Source organism: Actinomadura sp. WMMB 499 (assembly GCF_008824145.1).
Lineage (GTDB): Bacteria > Actinomycetota > Actinomycetes > Streptosporangiales > Streptosporangiaceae > Spirillospora.
In genome coordinates this window covers 1197989-1218285 of sequence record NZ_CP044407.1, presented here as the reverse complement: position 1 = coordinate 1218285, position 20297 = coordinate 1197989, and the positions used below count along the sequence as shown (strand labels likewise).

The window sequence follows — 20297 nt, the reverse complement described above, 5'->3', positions numbered from 1 at the left end:
TGGGCCGGCCTCAGGAGCCTGCCCGCCGATTCGAGCGCCCGCTTCCAGAGATGGGCCGGCGATCCGCTATCGGGGGTGCGAGCAGTGCCCCGACGGCGAATTCGGCCCAGTAGTACTGGGCGTCCGTGGACGGGTGCAGCACCCGGTGGCCGGGCGGCAGGCCCTGGGTGAGACGCCGGAAGGTCTCCCGCGTGCCGGACGGATCGGTGAACGCGAACTCGACCAGTGCGGCGAGGAAGCGTTCCGTCGTGCGCCAGTCGAACGTGCGGTGCGCCCGCGCCGTGAACTCCTCCGCCAGTTCGGCGAGCGAAGCTATCGGGTCGGGCAGCGTCCGCGGGACGAACGGGGGCGGACCGGACGGGACGGGCATCGGTTCGGCGATCGCGTCCGCACCGCCGTAGGCGGCGGCGATCGCGGCGCGCAGGTCGCCGGGCAGCTCGGCCGCCGCGTTCCGGACGGTCTCGCGGGTCGCGCCGTCCACCCGTCCGGCATGCTTCACCGCGATCTTGACCGCGCGCTCCCGCAGGTCGAGGGAGCCGGAGGAGAAGACCGCCGCGACCGCGCGGACGGTCGCGCCGGCGCGGTCGCGCTTGCGGGCCGTCCGGTCGAGCCAGGTGAGGGCCGCGCGGACGAGCTTCTTCTCGGGGCGGAACAGCAGCGCGTCCGCGGCCTCCTCGAACAGCGGCGCCGCGAGCGGTTCCCGGTCGTCGGCCAGCCGGACCTGCCGGAGCGCGAGGTCGGCGACCGTGGACGGCGCGGCCGGCAGCAGCCGCACGTGGTCGCGGACGCGCGCCGCCGCCTCGTCGGCCGTGGGGTCGAGCAGGTCGTGCAGCCGGACGAAGAAGCGCAGTTCGCGGGCGGTGCCGCCGCGCAGGAACCGGCCGACGCACCCGTCGAGGAGCGCCGCGCGGTCGAGCCGGCCGGTGTCGGCGAGGGCGGCGAGCGACTCGTCCCAGGTGCCCGTCCGGTCCCGGTCCCACCGGAGGCGGGCCTCGTCCTCGGCGAGCGCGGCGCCCACGCCGTCCGCGTCGAACAGCCGGGGGACGAGCGCGTCGAGGAACGGGTCGTCCGCGAGCCCGGACGGGTCGGTGACGTTCGTCCAGCCGACGACGAAGCCGTCCGACTCGGGTGCGTCCGCCCCGGCCGACAGGACGAGCGCGGCCGCGATGCGCCACAGCGACTCCATGCGTCCCCAGTCGTCGGAGACCCGGATGCGGTCGGCGACGCGGTGGCCGACGTCGGCGCGCCATCCGGCGGGACGTGCGGCGGTGACCTTCTCGAGGTCGCGGGCCGCCAGCCCGCCGTGCCGCAACCGCGTGACCCAGGTCTCCAGGTCGCGGCGGCACAGCCAGGTCGCCGCCGCGGCGGCGCCACCGATCGTCCCCGCGCCCGCGAGCAGCAGCGGCTCGATGAACCCGCGCTCCAGCATCCCCCACCGGGCCTCGGCCCGCAGTTCGCGCAGCCGTCCGGGCAGCGCGTCGGCGACCTCGCGGCGGCCCGCGTCGTCCAGCTTCGCCACCAGCGCCATGACGCGGCCCGGGTCCTTGCGGTCGATGGCGTCGCGGACGCCGTCCCACGCGGTCACCGCGCCACCTCGACCACGATGTCGCGGCGGACGATCCGGGCCGCGAGGACGTGCTTGCACGGGCCCCGCGCGCCCCGGTGGTCGAACCACCACGGGCACGTGCAGGACGCGGCATCGCCGTCGAACCGGACGTTCCGGTCCCCGCCGTCCGTCGTCACCACCGCCGTGCCGTCGCCGGTGAACCGGACGGAACCGTCCTCGACGAGCGCGCGCGCCGAGCGCAGGCGCGGGTTCAGCGCGGCCACGCGGGACGCGTCGTACGGGAGTTCGCGGTGGAAGAACGCGGCCTCGGCGGTGTCGAAACCGACCCGCCCGGACGTTCCGAGCTGGACGAGCGCCGCCTTCGTCCGGTCGAGCGGCAGCCCCGAGCGCTCGGCGAGCAGGCCGGGCTCGACGCGCGGCTCGAACGACAGCAGCGCGCCGACGAGATCGGCGTCGCCCGCGGCCTCGTCGGTGGCCAGGGCGTCCAGCACGGCGCCCTCGCCGGAGAACCCCCGCGACCGTTCCGGGGACAGCGTGAGCACGTACCGCATCCCCGGCAGCTCCAGCTCCCACACGCTCGCCACGGGCCCGCTCCCGCTCGTGACCGGCGGACCGTAGGCGCGCAGCGCCCGCGCGAAACGCAGCAGCGGAAGCATCGTGCGCAGCCGGTCCGGCCCGGCCAGGCAGATCGCGCCCGGCGCGGGACGGCCCGCGAGCCGCAGCGTCCGCCCGGCGGGCACGGCCCACGCCGCGCCGCCCCGCCCGCGCGGCAGCGACCGCAGGAACCGGACGGCGTCGTGCCCGGCCAGCTCGGCGCGCGGGTCGAACCCGGCGGTGATGACCTGCACCTCGGCGAACCCGCGCAGCCAGCGGTCCGGGAGCGGCACCTTCTTCTCGACCACGGCGCCGTCCAGCGTGGTGACGGCCAGTTCCTCCGCGCCGACCGCGAGGTGCAGCGGATCCGCGCCGCCGACCCGGGCGAGCGCCTCCCGCAGCGGCCCGTTCACGTCGACGTTCGTGGTGCCGCGCTCGTGCACCTCGCCGTCCATGGCCGGCTCCAGCACGTCCAGCCGCGCGTACACGCCGCCGCACGCGGAGAACGACTCCAGCCGGAGCCGGTCGCCGTTGCAGGTGACCACCGGGTCGCGAAAGCCGGTCGGCCGGGGCTGGTGGTACCGGGTCTGGGCGACGTCGGCCAGCCCGATCAGTGCCGCCGCGGCCGGGGCCGCCTGCGTCAGGACGCCGCTGAAGAAGTGCGGATGCGGCTGGGGCCCGCGCTCCGTCGTCCCACCGGACGTGGACAGCCCCAGCAGCCCGTCGTCGATCCCGGACGGACGCGTGTACGTGTAGGACTGCGCGGCCCCTGCCGCTGCCGTAGTCGCCATGGCTGGAAGGTAAAGGACCCTTCCGACAATTATCCGGACGTCTCTGCTAGGACGGGGGTGTGCGTGGACTTCGCAAAGGGCGGGGTAGTCTCGGTGACGTGCGACGGTTCCTCACTCCCGGCTGGCTCGGCCTGCATGCGCTGGCGATCATCCTGTGCGCGTCGTTCCTCGGTTTCGGCTGGTGGCAGTTCGACCGCGCCCAGGCCGGCAACGACCGCAGCTGGGCCTACACCTTCGAGTGGCCGATCTTCGCGATCTTCGTGGTCGTGATGTGGATCAAGATGATCCGGGACGAGCGCGACGGCGTCGAGTCGCCCGCCCCCAAGGTGATCGAGGAGCCCGTCGAGGCCAAGGTGAAGCGGGAGATCATCCGGCAGCAGGAGGAAGAGGACCCCGCCCTGGCCGCCTACAACCGCTACCTCGCGCGGCTCAACTCCCAGAGCGGCCGGCGCGACTGACCACGCACGAGCCCGGCCGCGTCCGAGACGCGATGCGCCGCGGCCGAGGAAAGGTGTGAACTGTGGAAGGCGCGGTGACCCGGTACCGGATCCTCGCCATGCTGGTCGGCACCCTGCTGGTGCTCCTGACGATCGGCATGGTGCTGAAGTACGGTCCGACCGACATGCCCGAGATGGTGGGCATCGTGTCCCCGATCCACGGCTTCTTCTACATGGTCTACCTGGCGGGCGCCTACGACCTGTGGCGGCGCACCGGCTGGCCGCTGAACCGCATGGTGCACATCGTGCTGGGCGGGATCGTCCCGCTGATGACGTTCTTCGTCGAGCGCCGGATCGTCCGGGACGCCCGCGCGCTGCAGGCGACCCGCGAGCGGCCCGCCGAAGCCGGGATCTGACCTTCCCGCGACCCGTGGACCCGGGCCCGCCTTCCGGCGTATTGTTTGACTGAGTCAAACAATGGGGGCGACGATGCAGCCGACCATCCAGGACGTCGTGGCGGTCCGGGCGTTCAACCGCTTCTACACGGGCGTGATCGGTGTGCTGGGCGAGGGGCTGGTGCGGAGCCCCTACTCCCTCACCGAGGCCCGGGTGATCTTCGAGCTGGCGCAGCGGGACGAGACCGAGGTCGTGGCGCTGCGCCGGGCGATGGGCCTGGACGCCGGCTACCTCAGCCGGATGCTCGCCCGCTTCGAGAGCGACGGCCTGCTGACGCGCGAGCGTTCGGCGCGAGACGCCCGCCGGCAGCTCATCCGGCTCACCGCGCGCGGCCGCGAGGTCTTCGCGATGCTGGACGAGCGGTCCGCCGGCGAGGTCCGCGCGCTGCTCGCGGACCTGGCCGGCGCCGACCGGGCGCGGCTGCTCGCCGCGATGCGCACGGTCGAGGACGTCCTGCGCGCCCGGCCGTCCGGGGGAGCCCCGCCGTCCGGGGACGCCCGTCCGGTGCTCCGCGCCCTGCGCGCCGGGGACCTCGGCTGGATCGTCGAACGCAACGGCGCCCTCTACGAGACCGAATGCGGCTGGGACCGGACGTACGAGGCGCTCGTCGCCAAGGTCGTCGCCGGCTACGTGGAGAACCACGACCCGGAGCGCGAGAACGCCTGGATCGCCGAACTGGACGGCGAGCGCGTCGGCGGCGTCTTCTGCATGCGGCGGGAGGAGGACGTCGCCCAGTTGCGGCTGCTGCACGTCGAACCCGGCGCGCGCGGCGCCGGTGTCGGCGCGGCGCTGGTCGACGAGTGCGTCCGCTTCGCCGGGGAAGCCGGATACTCGGAGATCATGCTGTGGACGACGGCGCTGCAGCGCCCGGCGCACCGCGTGTACGCCCGCGCCGGGTTCGTCCTGTCCGAGGAGGAGCCCCCGGTGTCCCGCTTCGGCGACACGATCCACGGACAGGTCTGGCGCCGCGGGCTCTGACGGCGGAACGAGCCCCGCCGGGCGGCGGGCATCCGGGCGTGCGACGGGGATGAGCCGAGGCCCGGGAGGTGCTCGCACCTCGCGGGCCTCGGCTCCGCAGCGATCCCTACTGCGTGGTGGCGGCCGAGACGGGGGTCGGACGGAGTATCGGCCGCCTGCGATTCACCGGCGCATGGCCGGTTCGGATGAGTTCCGATCGCTCACCTCCTTTCCGGGACGGGCCGCCGGGTCCGGGACCCGGACGGCGGGGCGGGGGCGGGAGCCGCGCCGACACCCGCGTGATGTTCGCGGCGGCCCCGGCTGGGCCGGGGCCGCGGGTGGTCTCGGGCGGTCCGGGCCGGCGGCGTCCGGCACGGCGCCGCCGGCCCGGCCGCGGGGGAGCACCGGTGCCGCGGGGGCGGGCGGCGCCGGCGTCCGGTGTTGGGCGGGGTGTTCGCGGGCGGGTGGACGGGACGGTCCGGTGCGGCCGAGGACCCGAGGTGTACCGCCGGGCACGGCGTCCGCGGCGGGCGTCGGGGAACGCCGTGCGCCGGGGCGGAACGTGCCGGGAGCGCCCTCGGCCGCACCGGTGAGGCCGTCACCCGCTGTGCGTCGCATCCCGGCCTCCTCCCGTCCCGGACCTGGAGATTTGCCGCTCCGAGATCCGCTCGTTCACTCACTGTCACGAACTCGTTGCGTTAAGTACCCACAGGTCATGCACGCGTAAACCGGAGCGGGCGCGCGGAATCATGATCGCCACCAGTCTTTGCCTTCGCATTGCCCGGCGGCGTCCCGGTGCCCCCGCCGGGGCGGGTCAGCCCAGGCGGCGCAGGGTGAGGGCCGTCGCGCAGAGCAGGGTGCCGCGCGTGGTGCGCGGGTCGACGCCGATCAGCCGGGCGGTGCGGGCCAGCCGGTTGTCGACGGTGTTGGGGTGGACGGCGAGCGCGGCGGCGGTACGGCGGCGGTCGAGGTCCTGGTCGAGGAAGGCGCGCAGCGTCGCCATCAGTTCGGGATGGTCGTCGAGCGGATCGAGCGCGGCGGCCAGCTCGCGCCCGCCGTCGGGGGCGCCGCTCAGGTGGTAGTCGAGCAGGACGTCGCGCAGCTCGTAGAGGCCGGGCGGACGGCCGGTGGCGCGGGCGATCCGGGCGATGCGGGCGGCCCGGCCGGACGCCTCGGGGACGTCGGCGGCGCCGCGGGAGGGGGCCGCGCCGGCGGTGACGGCTTCGGTGCCGGTCCCGGCGCGGGCGAGCGCGCGCCGCAGTTCGGCCGTCCGCCCGGCGGCGTCGCGGGGGAGCAGGACGTGGACGCCGCGCCCGTCGAGGAGGGTGAGGAGCGTGCCGCCGGCGAAGCCCTCCAGCGCGGCGCGGACGCGGCGCAGCAGCCGGCGTCCGGCGACGCCGGTCGGCGGCTGCTCGGGCAGGCGCAGGTTCAGCACCAGGTACGCGTCGGGGAGCGGGATGCCGTACCGGTCTGCGGTGGCGCGCGCCGGTTCGCCCGCGAGCAGGGCCCGCGCGACCTCGCGCAGGGCGTCGCGGCGCTCGTCCTGGATCGCGGCCTGGGCCGCCTGGTAGGCGTCGGCGACGGCGGTGACGACCCGGTTGGTCCCGCGGATCTGCAGGCGGGCGAGCATCGGCAGCGCGTCCTGCTCGCCCGGCCGGACCTCCGCGACCAGCGCGTCCCAGATCAGCTCGGCGCCGATGTAGTAGGTCGACAGGAGCGTGGACAGGCCGACGCCCTCCTCGGCCCGCTGCGCGGCCCGCTCGAGGAAGAGCCGCAGGTCGTCCTCATCGACCCGGGTTCCGGCGGCCATGTCGAGGAACTGCCGGATCGCGTACCGGGCGGTGCCCGCGATCTCGAGGTCGCGCATGTCCGCGGGCAGGCCGGCGTAGTCGGGGATGGCGGCGAAGCGCCGCTCGGCCAGCTCCCGCGCGAGCCGGTTCACCTTCGGCTCGCAGCGCGCCGCGAGCGCCGCCGCGATCCGCCGCACCTCCCGCTCGTCCACCGGCCCCCCTTCCAGCGTGATTGTGACATGTCACAGCGGTTCCGGGGGGAACGCGGGACGGCCGCCGATTGCCGGGCCCTCGTCCCGGCGGGAGGGTGATGCGTACAACGACCCCCGCAAGCGGACGGAGTGCTCGCATGGCGGCCACCGCGAAACCCCCGAGCGGCGACGGGCCGCTCACCGGCGCGCCGGTCCCCGACTCCCGGCGGGCCTGGACGGTCGTCGTCCTGCTCGTCCTGTTCATGATGATCAACTTCATGGACAAGGCCGTGCTGGGCCTCGCCGGGGACCACATCCGGGAGGATCTCGGGCTGACCGACACCGAGTTCGGCTCGATCGGCAGCGTGTTCTTCCTGCTGTTCAGCGTGTCGGGCGTCGCGGTCGGCTTCCTCGCCGACCGGGTGCCCGCGAAATGGCTGCTCATCGGCCTGGTCGCGGTGTGGAGCGCGTCGCAGCTCGCCGTCGCCCTGCCCGCCGCCGGGCTGCTCACGCTGATGATCACCCGGGTGACGCTCGGCGCGGCCGAGGGGCCCGCGTTCGCGATGGCGAACCACACGGCGTTCAGCTGGTTCCCCGACCGGGAGCGGGCGCTGCCCAGCATGCTGCTGGCGACCGGCGGCGCGTTCGGCGTGGCGCTCGGCGCCCCGGTGCTGGCGGTGCTGATCACGAGCGCCGGGTGGCGGTCGGCGTTCCTGGCGACCGGCCTCCTCGGGGTGCTGTGGGTGGTGCTGTGGCTGGCGAAGGGCGGCGAGGGCGGCCACTCCCCGCGCTCGGCGGCGGCGGAGGACGGCCCGCGCGTCCCCTACCGGCGGCTGTTCACCAGCGGCACGATCCTCGGCGGCCTCGCAGCGGGCTTCGCCGCGTACTGGGCGATGGCGGTCGCGATCACCTGGCTGCCGCAGTACCTGCAGCGGGTGCACGGCATCGAACTGGAGACGGCGAGCCTGATCGCGGCGGGGACGCAGGTCGTCGGGATCGCCGTGATGCTGTCGATCGGTTACGCCTCGACCCGGATGATGCGCGCCGGACGGTCCAGCCATGCGGCCCTCGGGCTGCTCGGCGGCGGCGCGGTCGTGCTGTCCGGCCTGGCGATGCCGCTGGTCACGCGCTCGGGCGGGGGAGCGGTGTTCATCCTGGTGCTGGTGGTCGCCTACACGTTCGGCAACTCGTTCCTCGCGCTGCTGCAGGCCGCGGCCGCCGAACTCGCGCCCGTCCGGCAGCGCGGGGCGGTGCTCGGCACGGTCACCGCGCTGGCGTCCCTCGCCGGCGCGCTCGGCCCGGTGCTGACCGGCGCGATCGTGGACGCCGCGGGGACGGCCGAGGCCGGCTTCCGCAACGCGTTCGACCTCGGCGCCGCCCTCATGATCGTCGGCGGTCTGCTGGCCGCCGCCTTCGTGCGCCCGGCCCGCGACCGCGCCGCGCTCGGCACCGCGCGCCCGCAGGAGCCGGCTCCCGCGCACTGACGAGCGCACTGACGAAAGGAAGACATGGACATCAGGGAATACGCCGACAAGGTGTGGAGCGGCGAGAGCGACGACAGCATCGCCAACACCGGGATGGGCGGGAAGGGCGTCGTCGACATCGCCGACGGGCTCGGCTGGAAGCCCGGCTTCGGCAACGTCATCGCGTTCCGCACCCGCGGCGAGCTGATCCTGTTCGACACCGGCAACAAGGCGTTCGCCGGGCGGACGCACGCCCGGATCCGCGCGTGGACGTCCGACCCGCTGTCCCTCGCGTTCTACTCGCACGGCCACGTCGACCACGTCATGGGCATGGACCCCTTCGACGCCGAGGACGGCCCGCGCGCCCAGGTCGTCGCGCACGAGAACGTCCGCGACCGGTTCGACCGGTACGCCCTCACCGCCGGGTACAACTCGGTGATCAACCAGCGGCAGTTCCAGATCCCCGACCTGCGCTGGCCCACCGAGTACCGGCACCCGGACGTGACGTTCCGCGACGCCCTCACCGTGACCCGCGGCGACCTGACGTTCGAGCTGTTCCACGCCAAGGGCGAGACGGACGACGCCGCCGTCGCCTACGTCCCCGAGCATCGGCTCCTCCTGCCCGGCGACCTGTTCATCTGGCTCGCCCCCAACTGCGGCAACCCGCAGAAGGTGCAGCGCTACCCGCGCGAGTGGGCGCACGCCCTGCGCCGCATGGCGGCACTCGGCGCCGAGATCATGATGCCGTCGCACGGTTCCCCGATCTTCGGCGCCGACCGGATCGAGCAGGCCCTGCTGGAGACGGCCGAGTGGCTGGAGAGCATCGTCGACCAGACCCTCGGGCTGCTCAACGAGGGCCGCCGCCTCGACGAGATCGTCCACGCGGTGACGCCGCCCGCGCACCTGTCCGGCCGCACGTACCTGCAGGCCAAGTACGACGAGCCGGAGTTCATCGTCCGGAACCTGTGGCGCATGTACGGCGGCTGGTACGACGGCAACCCGGCGCACCTCAAGCCCGCGCCGGACACCGAGGTGGCCCGCGCCGTCGCGGGGCTGGCGGGCGGCGCCGCGAAGGTCGCCGACGCCGCCCGCCGCGCCGCCGCCGGCGGCGACCTGCGGCTGGCCGGGCACCTCGCGGAGATGGCGGTGCAGGCCGACCCGCGGGACGCGGCCCTGCACGAGGCCCGCGCGGAGGTCTACGCCGCCCGCGCCGCCGCCGAGCCGTCACTGATGGCGACCGGCGTGTTCAAGTGGGCCGCCGACGAGTCGCGGCGCGCCGCCGGGGGAGAGGCGACCCCGAGCACCATCCCCGGCCTGATCGCCTGACCTCCGTCCGGCCCCCGGCACGGACGCCCGTGCCGGGGGGCGGTCAGGCGCGCACTCCGGCGGCGCGCCCGATGCGCCTGCTCAGCCCGGCGGCGTCCCGGTGCGACAGGACGATCTCGTCGAAGTCCCCGGCGGCCGCGCGGTCGAGCGTGAGGTGCAGGCCGGGGCGTCCGCGCCGTACCGAGACGAGCCGCCGCGGGCCGCGCACGAGGCCCCAGACCCCGATCTTCGCGATGCCCGAGACGTGGCAGCCGCGCCGGGTGCCGCGCGGGACGCGCAGCGGCCGGTCGACGTGCGCGGCCCGGTCGATCGCCGCGAGCGGGACGCTGACCCGGCCGCGGCCCGTGCAGAGCCGCTCCCACACGCTGAACTCGATGTCGACCCGGTCCCGGGAGATCTTCACTTCGGCCATGGCTTCGTCCTTCCTGTCCGGGCCCGGAGGGGCCCTTCAGCCGTGCTGGTTCGGGGGCGGTATGTCGGCGGGCGGGTCGGGGGGCGGGTCGGGGGGCGGGTCGACGGGCATGAGGACGGTCGCGAGCAGCCGCGGCGTGCGCCCGTCCCGGGGCTCGTTGCCGAGCAGCGGCCGGACGAGCTCGGCGAACCCGCGCGCGAACTCGGCGAACTCCGCGTCGTCGAGGTTCAGGACCGTCTGCCGGTAGCCGACGCCGTCGGCGACGAGGTCGATCCCGTCGCGCGCCAGGTAGCGGGAGAAGTCGGCGAGCAGGCTGGAGACGAACGCGGTGAAGTAGCGCTCGTGGTCCTCGGCGGTCGCCGCGGCCAGCCCGTCGGCGTCGAGCACGGCCCCGCCCGGCGGCAGCGTGTAGACGCGCTCCTGCCCGATCCCGCGTTCCCCGGTCGCCTCCAGCAGGCCGCCCTTGGTGAGCGCCGCCAGATGCCGGTAGAGGGTCGCCTGCGGGACGTCGGGCAGCAGCCCGGCGATCTCCCGCGTCGTGCGGTGCCCGGCGGCGACCGACCGCAGGATCCGCAGCCGGACCGGGTGGAGCGCCAGCTCCTCCCACCGCTCGTTCGATGTGCTCACATCTCGAGACATTACCATTATCGATAATGGGAATGCGATGGCGGTCGGCGCGAGGTCTCCTGCGCCGGTCGGGCGGGGCGGGATAGGTTTCGTCGATGGCATGTGTTCGGTGCGGCGGGACGGTCGCGCCCGACGGCCGCTGCTGGGACTGCGGCGCCGCGCAGCCCGCCTACCGCGCGCACCTGGAGACGGCCGTCCCCGGCGCCGCCGGGGTCACCGACCGGGGCCGCCGCCGGGACGTCAACGCCGACGCGATGGCCCTGGTCACCGCCGGACCGTGGACGATCGGCGTCGTCTGCGACGGCGTCTCGATGGCGCCCCGCGCCGACCGGGCCGCCCGCGTCGCCGCCGACACCGCCGCGGCCGTCCTCGCAGCCCGGCTCCCCGCGGGCGTCCTGCCCGAGACGGCGCTGGACGAGGCCGCCGCCCGCGCGGGACGCGCCGTCGCCGCGCTCGCGACGTCCGTCCGGTCCGCCCCGGCGTGCACCTACGTCGCGGGCGTCCATCAGGCGGGCGTCCATCAGGCGGGCGTCCATCAGGCGGGCGTCCACCCGGCGGGCGCCGCCGCGCCGGGCGCCTTCTGGACGAGCTGGGTCGGCGACAGCCGCGCCTACTGGCTCCCCGACGACGGGCCCGGCGTCCTGCTCACCGAGGACGACACCGGCGAGCTCGACGCGCTCGCCGCCTGGCTCGGCGCCGACGCGGGGCCGCCGGAGCCCCGCTGCCGCGGCCTGCGCCCGTCCGGTCCCGGGCGGCTGCTGCTCTGCACCGACGGGCTGTGGCGCTACCTGCCGGACCCCGGCGCGCTGCGGGCGGCCATGCCCGGCGGGGAGGCGGCGGACGACGCGCGCGCCCTGGTCGGGCGCGCGCTCGACGCGGGCGGCGACGACAACGTCACCGCGATGGTCGTCAGAGCAGGGCCCCCACCCCGGGACGGCGCATCGCGAACACCGTGCTCCGCACGACGGTCTCCTTGATGCGCGCCGCCGCGCGCCCGGTCACCACCGCCCGCGCGATCGGCGTGTCGTCGGCGCGGCTGAACTGCACGACGCCGTCGCCGCGCCCCAGGCTGACGCACTGCCCCACGTAGCGCAGCTTCGCCCGCGCGGGCTCGCGCCCGCGGGCGAGCGCGGCGGCGGTGATCCCCCCGTGCAGGCCCATGGGCAGGCCGATCTGGCAGGACATCCGCGCCTCCCGCCCCCGCACCGGCAGGGTGGCGACGTCCCCGACGGCGACGATCTCCGGGTGCGTCTCCGCGCGGAGCGACGCGTCCACCCGGATCCGCCCGCGCCCGTCCACGCCCAGCCCGGCATCGGCCGCCAGGGACGGGACGCGGAACCCGGCGGCCCACACGACCGCGTCCGAGGGCAACTCCCGGCCGTCCTCCAGCATCAGCCCGTCCGCGGCGACCTTCGCCACCGGCGCGTTCTCGTGCACCGTGACGCCCCGCCCGGCGAACCACCGGTGCAGGTGGTCGCGCGCGCGTGGGCCGAGGCTCTCGCCGAGCACGCCGGCGGTGACGAGATCGACGCGCAGCCCCGGACGGGCGTCGGCGAACTCGGCGGCGGTCTCGATCCCCGTCAGCCCGCCCCCGATCACGGTCACCGACCCGAGATCGGGCAGCCGGTCCCGCAGCCGCTCGGCGTCCGCGGGCCGCGCGACCGCGAGGGCGTGCTCGCGCGCTCCCGGCACGACGTCCAGGTCGGCGGTGCTGCCGAGGGCGTAGACGAGCGTGTCGTAATCGAGCGCGCGGCCGTCGTCGAGGCGCACCCGCCGGGCGTCCGCGTCGAGCCCGGTCACCCGCGCCACGACGAGCTCGGCGCCCGTCCCGTCGAGCAGACCGGCGAGCGGCAGGTCCGCCGTCTCCTGGCCGGTCGCGACCTGGTGCAGGCGGACCCGCTCGACGAACCGGTCCGACGCGTTCACGAGGGTCACCTCGGCGTCCCCGGCGGCGCGGGCGGCGCGCTTCGCCGCGCCCAGCCCCGCGTACCCGGCGCCCAGGACCACGATCCGATGGTTCATGCTTCCTCCTCGCGTGAGACTCGGAGGTTGAACCGGCCGGGACGCCGATCCGTGACGCGCCCGCCGGGTGACGCCGCTCACACGAGCTGCGCGGCGGCGAACGCGAGCTTGCGCGGGCTCACGACCGTCCGCACTTGCGTGATCAGGCCGTCCTCGACCTGCAGCGTCACGACACCGGCCAGCGCGCCGCCGATCCAGAACAGGGCGGCGGGCTCCCCGTTGACCTCGGTGATCCGGGTCGTCGCCGACGCCACCTCCGGCCGCGCCGCGAGCCCGCGCAGGTACCGCAGGACGGCCGCCCGCCCCGAGACCGGGCGGCGCGCCGCCGACACCTCCCCGCCGCCGTCCGCCACGGACACGACGTCCTCGGCCAGCAGCCGTTCGAGCGCCGCGACGTCCCCGTCCAGGGTCGCGCCGAAGAACGTCTCGACGATCCGCCGGTGCCGGTCGGCGTCGATGACCCCCTTCCGGCCGTCCTCGCCGACGTGCGCGCGCGCCCGCCGGTGCAGCTGCCGCGAATGCGCCTCCGAGACCCCGAGGATCTCCGCGATCTCCCGGTGCGGATGCCCGAACGCCTCCCGCAGGATGAACACCGCGCGCTCCGCCGGGGTCAGCCGCTCCAGCAGCACCAGCACGCCCTGCGACACCGAGTCCCGCTGCTCCACCGTCTCCAGCGGGCCCAGCGCCCCGTCCGCGGTGAGCACCGGCTCGGGCAGCCAGGGGCCCACGTAGCTCTCCCGCCGCACCCGCGCCAGCGACAGCCGGTTGAGGCACAGGTTCGTCACCACCGTGGTCAGCCACGCCGCCGGGACGTCCACGTGCCCGGCCCGGCTCCACCGCAGGTACGCGTCCTGCACGACGTCCTCGGCCTCGGCGGCCGATCCCAGCATCCGGTACGCGAGCCCCATCAGCCGGGGCCGCTCGCCCTCGAACACCTCGACGTCCGGAACGGCCATGCCGCCGACCCTACTCCGCCGGTTCCCCGGGCGGACGGGTGCGGTGCGCGAGGGTCGTGTCGATGATCTGGGCGTCCTCGGGAGGCGGGGTCGCGGTGTCCCACCAGCGGATCGCGCCGATCTCCTCGTTCGGAGTGAAGTCGCTGTGGAGGGTCGCCACCCGCGCCGTGTAGAGGGCGGCGTACTCGACGCGCCGCGGGGCGGTGAGCCGGAACCGCGCGTACCCGGCGAGGACGAGGCCGTCCAGGTCCAGGCCGGTCTCCTCCCGCAGTTCCCGTGCGGCGGCCCGGAGCGGGCTCTCGCCCGGCTCGATCCCGCCGCCGGGCAGCTCCCACCGCCCGCGGAAGCGGTCGAAGACGAGCAGGACGTGCCGCCCGCACCAGACCGCGACCAGGGCGGCGGGCACCGGGGCGTCGTCCGGCGCGCGGGCTCCCGCGGGCAGGAACGCCGTCAGCGCGTTCCCGTCGGCATCGGCGACGAAGGTCTCCATGGCGGTCCTCCCCGCGGTCGGCCCGGCAGGGGCAACGTGTCACGGCGCCGAGGCGTCCGCAATCGCGGTTCGCCGTGCGGCGCCCTCCTTCGCGACGGCTCCTCTCGCCGAAGGCGGCGTCCTGGACGCCGCCTTCGGCGAGAAGAGCGTGCAGCCCGCCGCCCCGTGCTCCGGCACCGCACCGGTCAACTCCTCGACCCCCGGTGGGCCGGCGGAGCCGCCCGCCCACCGGCCGTCCCCGTCGCGGCCGACCGGTGGCGGAGGCCGATCCAGAACCGGTCCTCGTGCCCTCGCCGCCCGCCGGGCACGCCTCCGTTCGCCTCGATGACCCGGCGGGACGCCTCGTTCCCCGGAGTGCACGTGAGCAGGACGCGCTCGTGACCGCGCCGGGCGCACTCGTCCAGCCCTGCGGCGAGCATGCGGGTGGCGTGCCCGCGGCGCCGCCAGGGCGCGACGACGTGGTAGCCGATGTGCCCTCCCGCCTCGGTCAGGGCCGCCGTCAGGCGGTGGCGGAGGATCAGCGTGCCGAAGTAGTGCTCCCCGGAGACGTACCAGAACGTCGTCGTCGGCACGCCCCACCGGATGTGCACGCCGCGCCGATCCGCCACGAACGCGGCGAAGTCGGTCAGGGCCGGGGCGAGCCGGTTCGCGGACGTCCCGTCGGCCCGGCAGTCGGCCAGTTCGCCCGCGAGGAACGACTCCCGCACGGCCTCCGTCGGCGGGACCAGGCGGCCGGGGGCGGTCAGATCGGTCACGCGTCGATTCTCGGCGGGTGCGGGAGGAAGGAGGGCACGGGCCGGGTTGTTGTCGCCGTCGAGAGGTGCCCGGGGGCTTGATCGCTGAGAGCGAACGGGGGGAGGAAACAAAATCGTGCTCCGTTTTCTTGAGTGTGTATGACTCAACCTTCGGGGTTGGGTCGGCGGCCCTCCCGAGGGGCCGGTGAGACACGGACTTGGAGTGAGCATGAGCGAGACCCTGACGCTGCCGGTGCTGCCCCTGGACGACGGGGCCGTTCTGCCGGGCATGGTGGTGCCCCTCGACCTGTCCGACGGCGCCGAGGTCCGCGCGGCGATCGAGGCCGCGCGGTCGGTGGCGCGGTCGGACGGGCCGGGGATACGGGCGCCGGGCAAGCCGCGGGTGCTGCTGGTGCCCCGGCTGGACGGGCAGTACGCGGGCGTCGGCACGCTGGGCGTGGTCGAGCAGGAGGGGCGGCTGCCCGGCGGGGAGCCGGGGGCCGTCGTGCGCGGCGTCGCCCGCGTGCGGATCGGGACGGGGACGACCGGGCCGGGCGCGGCCCTGTGGGTCGAGGGCACCCTGATCGAGAAGCAGCCGCCGTCCGGGCGGGCGCAGGAGCTGGCGAAGGAGTACAAGGGCCTCGTCGGCGCGATCCTGCAGAAGCGCGGCGCGTGGCAGGTCGTCGACGTCGTGCAGCAGATCGACGACCCCTCGACGCTCGCGGACAACGCCGGGTACGCCCCCTACCTGTCGGACGAGCAGAAGGTCGAGCTGCTGGAGACACCGGACGTCGTCGAGCGGCTGACCCTCGTGATCGGGTGGGCGCGCGACCACCTGGCCGAGCTGGACGTCGCGGAGACCATCCGCAAGGACGTGCAGGAGGGCATGGAGAAGACTCAGCGGGAGTTCCTGCTGCGGCAGCAGCAGGAGGCCATCCGCAAGGAGCTGGCCGAGCTGAACGGCGACCCCGCCGACGAGGAGGACGACTACCGCGCCCGGATCGAGGCGGCGAACCTGCCCGAGAAGGTGCGGGAGGCCGCCCTGAAGGAGGTCGACAAGCTGGAGCGGGCCTCGGACGCCTCCCCGGAGGGCGGCTGGATCCGCACCTGGCTCGACACGGTCCTCGACATCCCGTGGAACGAGCGGAGCGAGGACGCCTACGACATCGCGGGCGCCCGGGAGATCCTGGACGCCGACCACGCCGGCCTCGACGACGTCAAGGAGCGCATCATCGAGTACCTGGCGGTGCGCAAGCGCCGCGAGGAGCGGGGGCTCGGCGTCGTCGGCGGGCGCCGCAGCGGCGCGGTGCTGGCGCTGGCCGGTCCGCCCGGGGTCGGCAAGACGTCGCTGGGCGAGTCGGTCGCGCGGGCGATGGGCCGCGAGTTCGTCCGGGTCGCGCTCGGCGGCGTGCGTGACGAGGCCGAGATCCGCGGCCACCGGCGGACGTACGTGGGCGCGCTGCCCGGCCGGATCGTCCGCGCGATCCGCGAGGCGGGCACGATGAACCCGGTCGTCCTGCTGGACGAGGTCGACAAGGTCGGCGCGGACTACCGCGGCGACCCGACGGCCGCGCTGCTCGAGGTGCTGGACCCGGAGCAGAACCACACGTTCCGCGACCACTACCTGGAGGTCGAGCTCGACCTGAGCGACGTCCTGTTCCTGGCGACGGCGAACGTGGTGGAGGCGATCCCCGCGCCGCTGCTGGACCGGATGGAGCTCGTGCAGCTCGACGGCTACACCGAGCACGAGAAGGTGACGATCGCCCGCGACCACCTGCTGCCGCGCCAGCTCGACAAGGCGGGGCTGGAGCCGGCGGAGGTGACGCTGGACGACGGGGCGCTGCGGCTGCTCGCGTCCGAGTACACCCGCGAGGCGGGCGTCCGGTCGCTGGACCGGTCGATCGCGCGGGTGCTGCGGAAGATCGCCGCGAACGTCGCGCTGGACAAGGCGGCGCTGCCGGTCCAGGTGGGACGGGACGACCTCAGGGACTACCTGGGGCGGCCCCGGTTCACGCCGGAGGTCGAGCTGAGCCGCACCGAGCGGCGGACGGGCGTGCCCGGCGTCGCGACGGGCCTGGCGGTGACCGGTGCGGGCGGCGACGTCCTGTACATCGAGGCGTCGCTGGCCGACCGGGAGACCGGCGACACCGGCGTGACGCTGACCGGGCAGCTCGGCGACGTGATGAAGGAGTCGGCGCGGATCGCGCTCAGCTACCTGCGCTCGCGCGGGGCGGAGCTCGAACTGCCGGTCGGCGACCTGAAGGAGCGCGGCGTGCACGTCCACGTGCCGGCGGGCGCGATCCCGAAGGACGGCCCGAGCGCCGGCATCACGATGACGGCGGCGCTCGCGTCGCTGCTGTCGGGACGCGCGGTGCGCCCGGACGTCGCGATGACCGGTGAGGTGTCGCTGACCGGGCGGGTGCTGCCGATCGGCGGGCTGAAGCAGAAGCTGCTGGCCGCGAGCCGCCTCGGCATCACCACCGCGATCGTCCCGAAGCGCAACGAGCCGGACCTGGAGGAGGTGCCGAAGGAGGTGCTGGACGGCCTGACGGTGTTCACCGTCAGCGACGTCCGCGAGGTCCTCGACCTGGCGCTGGAGCCCGCGACGACCGCCGTCGCGGCCTGACGGACGGACCGCCGGACGCCCGCGGCCCCCTGGGGTCGCGGGCGTCCGGCGCATTTGGGGCTGGCGATCTCGCACATATCGGGCGTCCGAATCGGGGCGGCCGGCATGACGGCGGTGCGTGCGGGGGACCAATCGCGGCGTGTTGGTCGAAATGTGGCAGCCCGCGCCGTCCGGTGAACGAGTCCCCTGGTACCTCCTCGCGCTCCGCGCCACCGTCGCCGTCGCGGCGCTGGCGCTCCTCGGCGCCTTCTTCTACGTCGCGTTCCAGCTCACGCTGACGCCCGTCCGCGACCACGGGCAGGCCGGGGCGAACTTCGAGCCCGGCGACTCCCTCCGCTTCTACCTGGACCGCCCGACCAAGGAGGCGCTGCTGCAGCTCGGCGGGAACCTCGCGCTGCTCGCCCCCATGGGCGTGCTCCTCCCCTTGGTCGCCAAGCGGCTGCGCGGCCCGCTGCGGCTCGCCGTCGTGACCGGCCTGTTCTCCCTGGCCGTCGAGCTGGTGCAGGGCGCGTTCGTGATCGGCCGCGCCTTCGACGTCGACGACGTGATCCTCAACGTGGCCGGCGTCGTCCTCGCCTACCTGCTGCTCGGCCGCCGGCTGTCCAGGTCGCTGCGCGGGGGCTGAACCCGGCCGTCAGCGGGGAGCGAGGCGGAAGACGCGCAACTGCCGGGTGGTGCGTTCCACGTAGCGGTCGTAGACGGGCCAGACCCGCACCAGGCGCGGCCAGACCTCCGCGCGCTCGGCGTCGTCGAGGAGACGGGCCTTGACCCGGACGGTCCGGCCGCGGAAGACGACCTCGGCCTCGGGGGTCCGGAGGAGGTTGCCGGTCCAGGCCGGGTGCTTCTCGCGGCCGAAGTTGGACCCGACGACCAGCCAGCCGTCCCGGTCGGGCAGGCAGGCCAGCGGCGTCCGGCGCGGCAGTCCGCTGACGGCTCCGGTGCTGGTCAGGACGAGGCTGGGGACGAGCAGCTGGCCGAGCATGAGGCGGCCGCCGGTCAGCCGGTTCAGGGTCCGGTCGACCGGCGGGACGACCTTGGGCCCGGCCTTCGCGAACCAGGAGGACCCCGAGACGCGGTGGAACACCGGGCCCAGGACGCGCTGGACGGGCGTGCGCCCCGCGGGTTCGGGCACCGGGGCCGCCTCCGGGGCCAGCCGGCCCGCGTGCCGCGGGCTCAGGTGCCCGGACGCGGCGAGCCAGCGCAGCCCGTCGGCGACCGTGTCCTGGACGGGACGCAGGGTGAGGCCGAGCGCGTCCAGGATCGGGCGGTCGTCCGTCGGGACGAGCGTCACCATGAACTCGGCGGCGTCGCGCGTCAGGGGGTAGTCGAACGGCCGGACGCGCTTGGCGGCGTCGAGCGCGGACCCGAGGCCGAGCATCACCGCGGACGGGACGCGGAAGCCCCGCGGCCGGACGCCGGTGAGCGCGCCGCACAGGGCCGCGAACCGCGGCCACGTCAGGTAGTGGCCGCCGAGCACCCAGCGGCTCGCGCCCTGCCGGGACTCGACGGCGCGGGCGAGGGCCGCCGCCAGGTCGCGGACGTCCAGCACCGAGACGCCGCCGCCCGGCAGCGGCCACACCTTCGACAGCGCCCCGGCGAGCCCCTCCGGCAGCGCGTCCAGGACGGGCTGGTCGGGGCCGAACACGCCGCCCGGGTAGACGATCGTGACGGGCGCGCCGTCGTCCTGCAGGCCGCGCGCGTAGCGTTCGGCGGCGACCTTCGAGCGGCCGTACCCCGTGCGGGGCTCGGCGAGCGGCGCGTCCGCCGTGATGACGGGGGAGGACGGCGGGACGAACACCCCGATCGTGGACACGTGGATCACCGGGGCGAGCCCGGCGGCGACGGCCCCGCCGACGACGTTGCGGGTGCCGGTGACGTTGGCGTCGACGATCGCGCCGCCCGGGTCGCGGTCGCCGCCGGTCACCCCGATCGCGGCGGCCGCGTGGATCGCGGCGTCGCAGCCGTCGAGCGCCGCGGCGACGGACCCGGCGTCCAGCATGTCGCCCCGGACGAACTCGACGTCGCCGGCCGCGACGCCGAGCGCCGCCAGCACCCGGGCCGCCTTGCCGGGGTCGCGCACCAGCGCGCGCGGCGCGTGCCCGCGAGCCAGGAGTGCCTGGACGGTGTGCGACCCGACGAACCCCGAGGCGCCTGTGACGAGTACCCGCATGATCGACAAACTAGCGTTTGGTTCACGATTTCGGCCAGAGCACGACGCTCCTTTCGCCCGGAACACTTTCGCCGCCCGGGCCACGTTCGCGGCTAGGCGTCCTGGCGGAGTACGGCCGCGGCGGCGCTCGCCGCCAGGTCCTCGGCGCCCGCCGGGATCCTCCCGGACGAACGCAGGTGCCGGCGGACGAGCGCGTACGGGACGTCGACGGCGGCGAGCGCGACCCGCTCGCGCTCGTCCGGGGGGACGCCGAGCCGGACGGCCACCTCGTCGAGCGCCCGCGCCACCCGCTCGTTCGCCGTCGCGAGCCGCTGCCGGTCGGCGTCCGCCCAGTCCCGCTCGCCGAAGTCGGACGGACCGTAGAGCAGGACGCGCGCGTCGTCGGGGCTGCCGCGGCTCCAGGCGACGACGTGCCGGGCGGCATCGGCGGCGGCCCGTTCCGGCGGTTCGGCGCGCAGCGCGTCGAGGTATCCGTCGTGGAAGCGGTCGAGGGCGCGCAGCCACAGCGCGGCCAGCAGCGCGGGCAGTCCGGGGAAGCGGTGGTACACCGAGCCGCTCGGCGCACCGGCGGCGCGCGCCACCGCCGCCATCGTGACGGCGCCGGGACCGGCCCGTGCCAGCTCCGCGGCGGCGTCCAGCAGCCGGTCGGTGTCGTGCCGCCGCGGTCGTCCCATGGTTGCGAGCGTAT

Annotated in this window: 19 protein-coding genes; 8 read left to right on the top strand and 11 right to left on the bottom strand. The window is 75.4% G+C overall.

Annotated elements, in window-relative coordinates; translation table 11 throughout:
* Positions 1–10: 10 nt before the first annotated feature.
* Complete coding sequence (locus F7P10_RS05140) at positions 11–1585, bottom strand: DUF6493 family protein (RefSeq protein ID WP_151008304.1); 1575 nt, start codon at positions 1583–1585, stop codon at positions 11–13.
* Positions 1582–2952: an SWIM zinc finger family protein gene (locus F7P10_RS05135; RefSeq protein ID WP_151008303.1), complete on the bottom strand. Its 1371-nt coding sequence runs from the start codon at positions 2950–2952 to the stop codon at positions 1582–1584. Before F7P10_RS05135 ends, F7P10_RS05140 begins: the two co-directional genes overlap by 4 nt.
* Before the next feature lie 98 nt (positions 2953–3050).
* Here F7P10_RS05135 and F7P10_RS05130 point away from each other — a divergent pair, with 98 nt between their 5' ends.
* The 3 genes from F7P10_RS05130 (at position 3051) to F7P10_RS05120 (ending at position 4823) form a co-directional block, all read left to right on the top strand.
* Positions 3051–3410 (top strand): hypothetical protein, encoded by a 360-nt coding sequence (locus tag F7P10_RS05130; RefSeq protein ID WP_151008302.1) that lies wholly within the window; start codon positions 3051–3053, stop codon positions 3408–3410.
* Positions 3411–3472: 62 nt separating this feature from the next.
* Entirely contained in the window at positions 3473–3805 is a 333-nt protein-coding gene (locus F7P10_RS05125; protein ID WP_151008301.1) for a DUF3817 domain-containing protein, read from the top strand.
* Between the two features lie 73 nt (positions 3806–3878).
* Positions 3879–4823, top strand: coding sequence for a helix-turn-helix domain-containing GNAT family N-acetyltransferase (locus tag F7P10_RS05120; RefSeq protein WP_151008300.1), 945 nt, complete (start codon positions 3879–3881; stop codon positions 4821–4823).
* A gap of 793 nt (positions 4824–5616) precedes the next feature.
* Here F7P10_RS05120 and F7P10_RS05115 read toward each other — a convergent pair.
* Complete coding sequence (locus F7P10_RS05115) at positions 5617–6804, bottom strand: CdaR family transcriptional regulator (RefSeq protein WP_151008299.1); 1188 nt, start codon at positions 6802–6804, stop codon at positions 5617–5619.
* Between the two features lie 137 nt (positions 6805–6941).
* Here F7P10_RS05115 and F7P10_RS05110 point away from each other — a divergent pair, with 137 nt between their 5' ends.
* Together F7P10_RS05110 and F7P10_RS05105 are read left to right on the top strand one after the other, a co-directional pair.
* Positions 6942–8267, top strand: a complete 1326-nt coding sequence (locus F7P10_RS05110) for an MFS transporter (RefSeq protein ID WP_176611306.1) — start codon at positions 6942–6944, stop codon at positions 8265–8267.
* 24 nt (positions 8268–8291) lie between these two features.
* Positions 8292–9572: an alkyl sulfatase dimerization domain-containing protein gene (locus F7P10_RS05105; protein ID WP_151008297.1), complete on the top strand. Its 1281-nt coding sequence runs from the start codon at positions 8292–8294 to the stop codon at positions 9570–9572.
* 43 nt (positions 9573–9615) lie between these two features.
* Here the strand turns inward: F7P10_RS05105 and F7P10_RS05100 are convergent, their stop codons facing one another.
* A complete protein-coding gene (locus F7P10_RS05100; RefSeq protein WP_151008296.1) occupies positions 9616–9984 on the bottom strand; it encodes a hypothetical protein in 369 nt (122 codons plus the stop codon).
* A gap of 36 nt (positions 9985–10020) precedes the next feature.
* Complete coding sequence (locus F7P10_RS05095; RefSeq protein ID WP_151008295.1) at positions 10021–10611, bottom strand: helix-turn-helix domain-containing protein; 591 nt, start codon at positions 10609–10611, stop codon at positions 10021–10023.
* A 95-nt stretch (positions 10612–10706) separates the two neighbouring features.
* On the opposite strand from F7P10_RS05095, the gene F7P10_RS05090 reads away from it, so the two are divergent.
* Positions 10707–11588, top strand: coding sequence for a PP2C family serine/threonine-protein phosphatase (locus F7P10_RS05090; RefSeq protein WP_151008294.1), 882 nt, complete (start codon positions 10707–10709; stop codon positions 11586–11588).
* Here the strand turns inward: F7P10_RS05090 and F7P10_RS05085 are convergent.
* From F7P10_RS05085 to F7P10_RS05070, 4 genes are all read right to left on the bottom strand, one after another.
* Positions 11521–12633, bottom strand: coding sequence for an NAD(P)/FAD-dependent oxidoreductase (locus F7P10_RS05085; protein ID WP_176611305.1), 1113 nt, complete (start codon positions 12631–12633; stop codon positions 11521–11523). The two genes, F7P10_RS05090 and F7P10_RS05085, sit on opposite strands and share 68 nt — an antisense overlap.
* 77 nt (positions 12634–12710) lie before the next feature.
* Positions 12711–13589 carry an RNA polymerase sigma factor SigJ gene (gene sigJ, locus F7P10_RS05080; RefSeq protein ID WP_151008293.1) on the bottom strand — a complete coding sequence of 293 codons (879 nt, stop codon included), beginning with the start codon at positions 13587–13589 and terminating at the stop codon, positions 12711–12713.
* Between the two features lie 10 nt (positions 13590–13599).
* Complete coding sequence (locus F7P10_RS05075) at positions 13600–14079, bottom strand: NUDIX hydrolase (RefSeq protein WP_151008292.1); 480 nt, start codon at positions 14077–14079, stop codon at positions 13600–13602.
* Between the two features lie 185 nt (positions 14080–14264).
* A complete protein-coding gene (locus F7P10_RS05070; RefSeq protein WP_151008291.1) occupies positions 14265–14834 on the bottom strand; it encodes a GNAT family N-acetyltransferase in 570 nt (189 codons plus the stop codon).
* 208 nt (positions 14835–15042) lie between these two features.
* Here F7P10_RS05070 and lon point away from each other — a divergent pair, with 208 nt between their 5' ends.
* Together lon and F7P10_RS05060 are read left to right on the top strand one after the other, a co-directional pair.
* Positions 15043–17439: an endopeptidase La gene (gene lon / locus F7P10_RS05065; RefSeq protein ID WP_151008290.1), complete on the top strand. Its 2397-nt coding sequence runs from the start codon at positions 15043–15045 to the stop codon at positions 17437–17439.
* Between the two features lie 139 nt (positions 17440–17578).
* The gene (locus F7P10_RS05060; protein ID WP_254716411.1) at positions 17579–18064 is read left to right on the top strand and encodes a VanZ family protein; all 486 of its coding nucleotides are present in this window, start codon (positions 17579–17581) and stop codon (positions 18062–18064) included.
* A gap of 9 nt (positions 18065–18073) precedes the next feature.
* On the opposite strand, the gene F7P10_RS05055 is transcribed toward F7P10_RS05060, so the two are convergent.
* Together F7P10_RS05055 and F7P10_RS05050 are read right to left on the bottom strand one after the other, a co-directional pair.
* Positions 18074–19609 (bottom strand): nitroreductase family deazaflavin-dependent oxidoreductase, encoded by a 1536-nt coding sequence (locus F7P10_RS05055; protein ID WP_151008289.1) that lies wholly within the window; start codon positions 19607–19609, stop codon positions 18074–18076.
* Between the two features lie 92 nt (positions 19610–19701).
* A complete protein-coding gene (locus tag F7P10_RS05050; RefSeq protein WP_151008288.1) occupies positions 19702–20283 on the bottom strand; it encodes a TetR family transcriptional regulator in 582 nt (193 codons plus the stop codon).
* Positions 20284–20297 lie beyond the last annotated feature (14 nt).

Excerpts from the sequence above, each read along its gene's own strand:
- F7P10_RS05135 (WP_151008303.1), bottom strand. The coding sequence starts at position 2,952 with ATGGCGACTACGGCAGCGGCAGGGGCCGCGCAGTCCTACACGTACACG.
- F7P10_RS05120 (WP_151008300.1), top strand. The coding sequence starts at position 3,879 with ATGCAGCCGACCATCCAGGACGTCGTGGCGGTCCGGGCGTTCAACCGC.
- F7P10_RS05110 (WP_176611306.1), top strand. The coding sequence starts at position 6,942 with ATGGCGGCCACCGCGAAACCCCCGAGCGGCGACGGGCCGCTCACCGGC.
- F7P10_RS05105 (WP_151008297.1), top strand. The coding sequence starts at position 8,292 with ATGGACATCAGGGAATACGCCGACAAGGTGTGGAGCGGCGAGAGCGAC.
- F7P10_RS05100 (WP_151008296.1), bottom strand. The coding sequence starts at position 9,984 with ATGGCCGAAGTGAAGATCTCCCGGGACCGGGTCGACATCGAGTTCAGC.
- F7P10_RS05090 (WP_151008294.1), top strand. The coding sequence starts at position 10,707 with ATGGCATGTGTTCGGTGCGGCGGGACGGTCGCGCCCGACGGCCGCTGC.
- F7P10_RS05085 (WP_176611305.1), bottom strand. The coding sequence starts at position 12,633 with ATGAACCATCGGATCGTGGTCCTGGGCGCCGGGTACGCGGGGCTGGGC.
- sigJ (WP_151008293.1), bottom strand. The coding sequence starts at position 13,589 with ATGGCCGTTCCGGACGTCGAGGTGTTCGAGGGCGAGCGGCCCCGGCTG.
- F7P10_RS05075 (WP_151008292.1), bottom strand. The coding sequence starts at position 14,079 with ATGGAGACCTTCGTCGCCGATGCCGACGGGAACGCGCTGACGGCGTTC.
- lon (WP_151008290.1), top strand. The coding sequence starts at position 15,043 with ATGAGCGAGACCCTGACGCTGCCGGTGCTGCCCCTGGACGACGGGGCC.
- F7P10_RS05055 (WP_151008289.1), bottom strand. The coding sequence starts at position 19,609 with ATGCGGGTACTCGTCACAGGCGCCTCGGGGTTCGTCGGGTCGCACACC.
- F7P10_RS05050 (WP_151008288.1), bottom strand. The coding sequence starts at position 20,283 with ATGGGACGACCGCGGCGGCACGACACCGACCGGCTGCTGGACGCCGCC.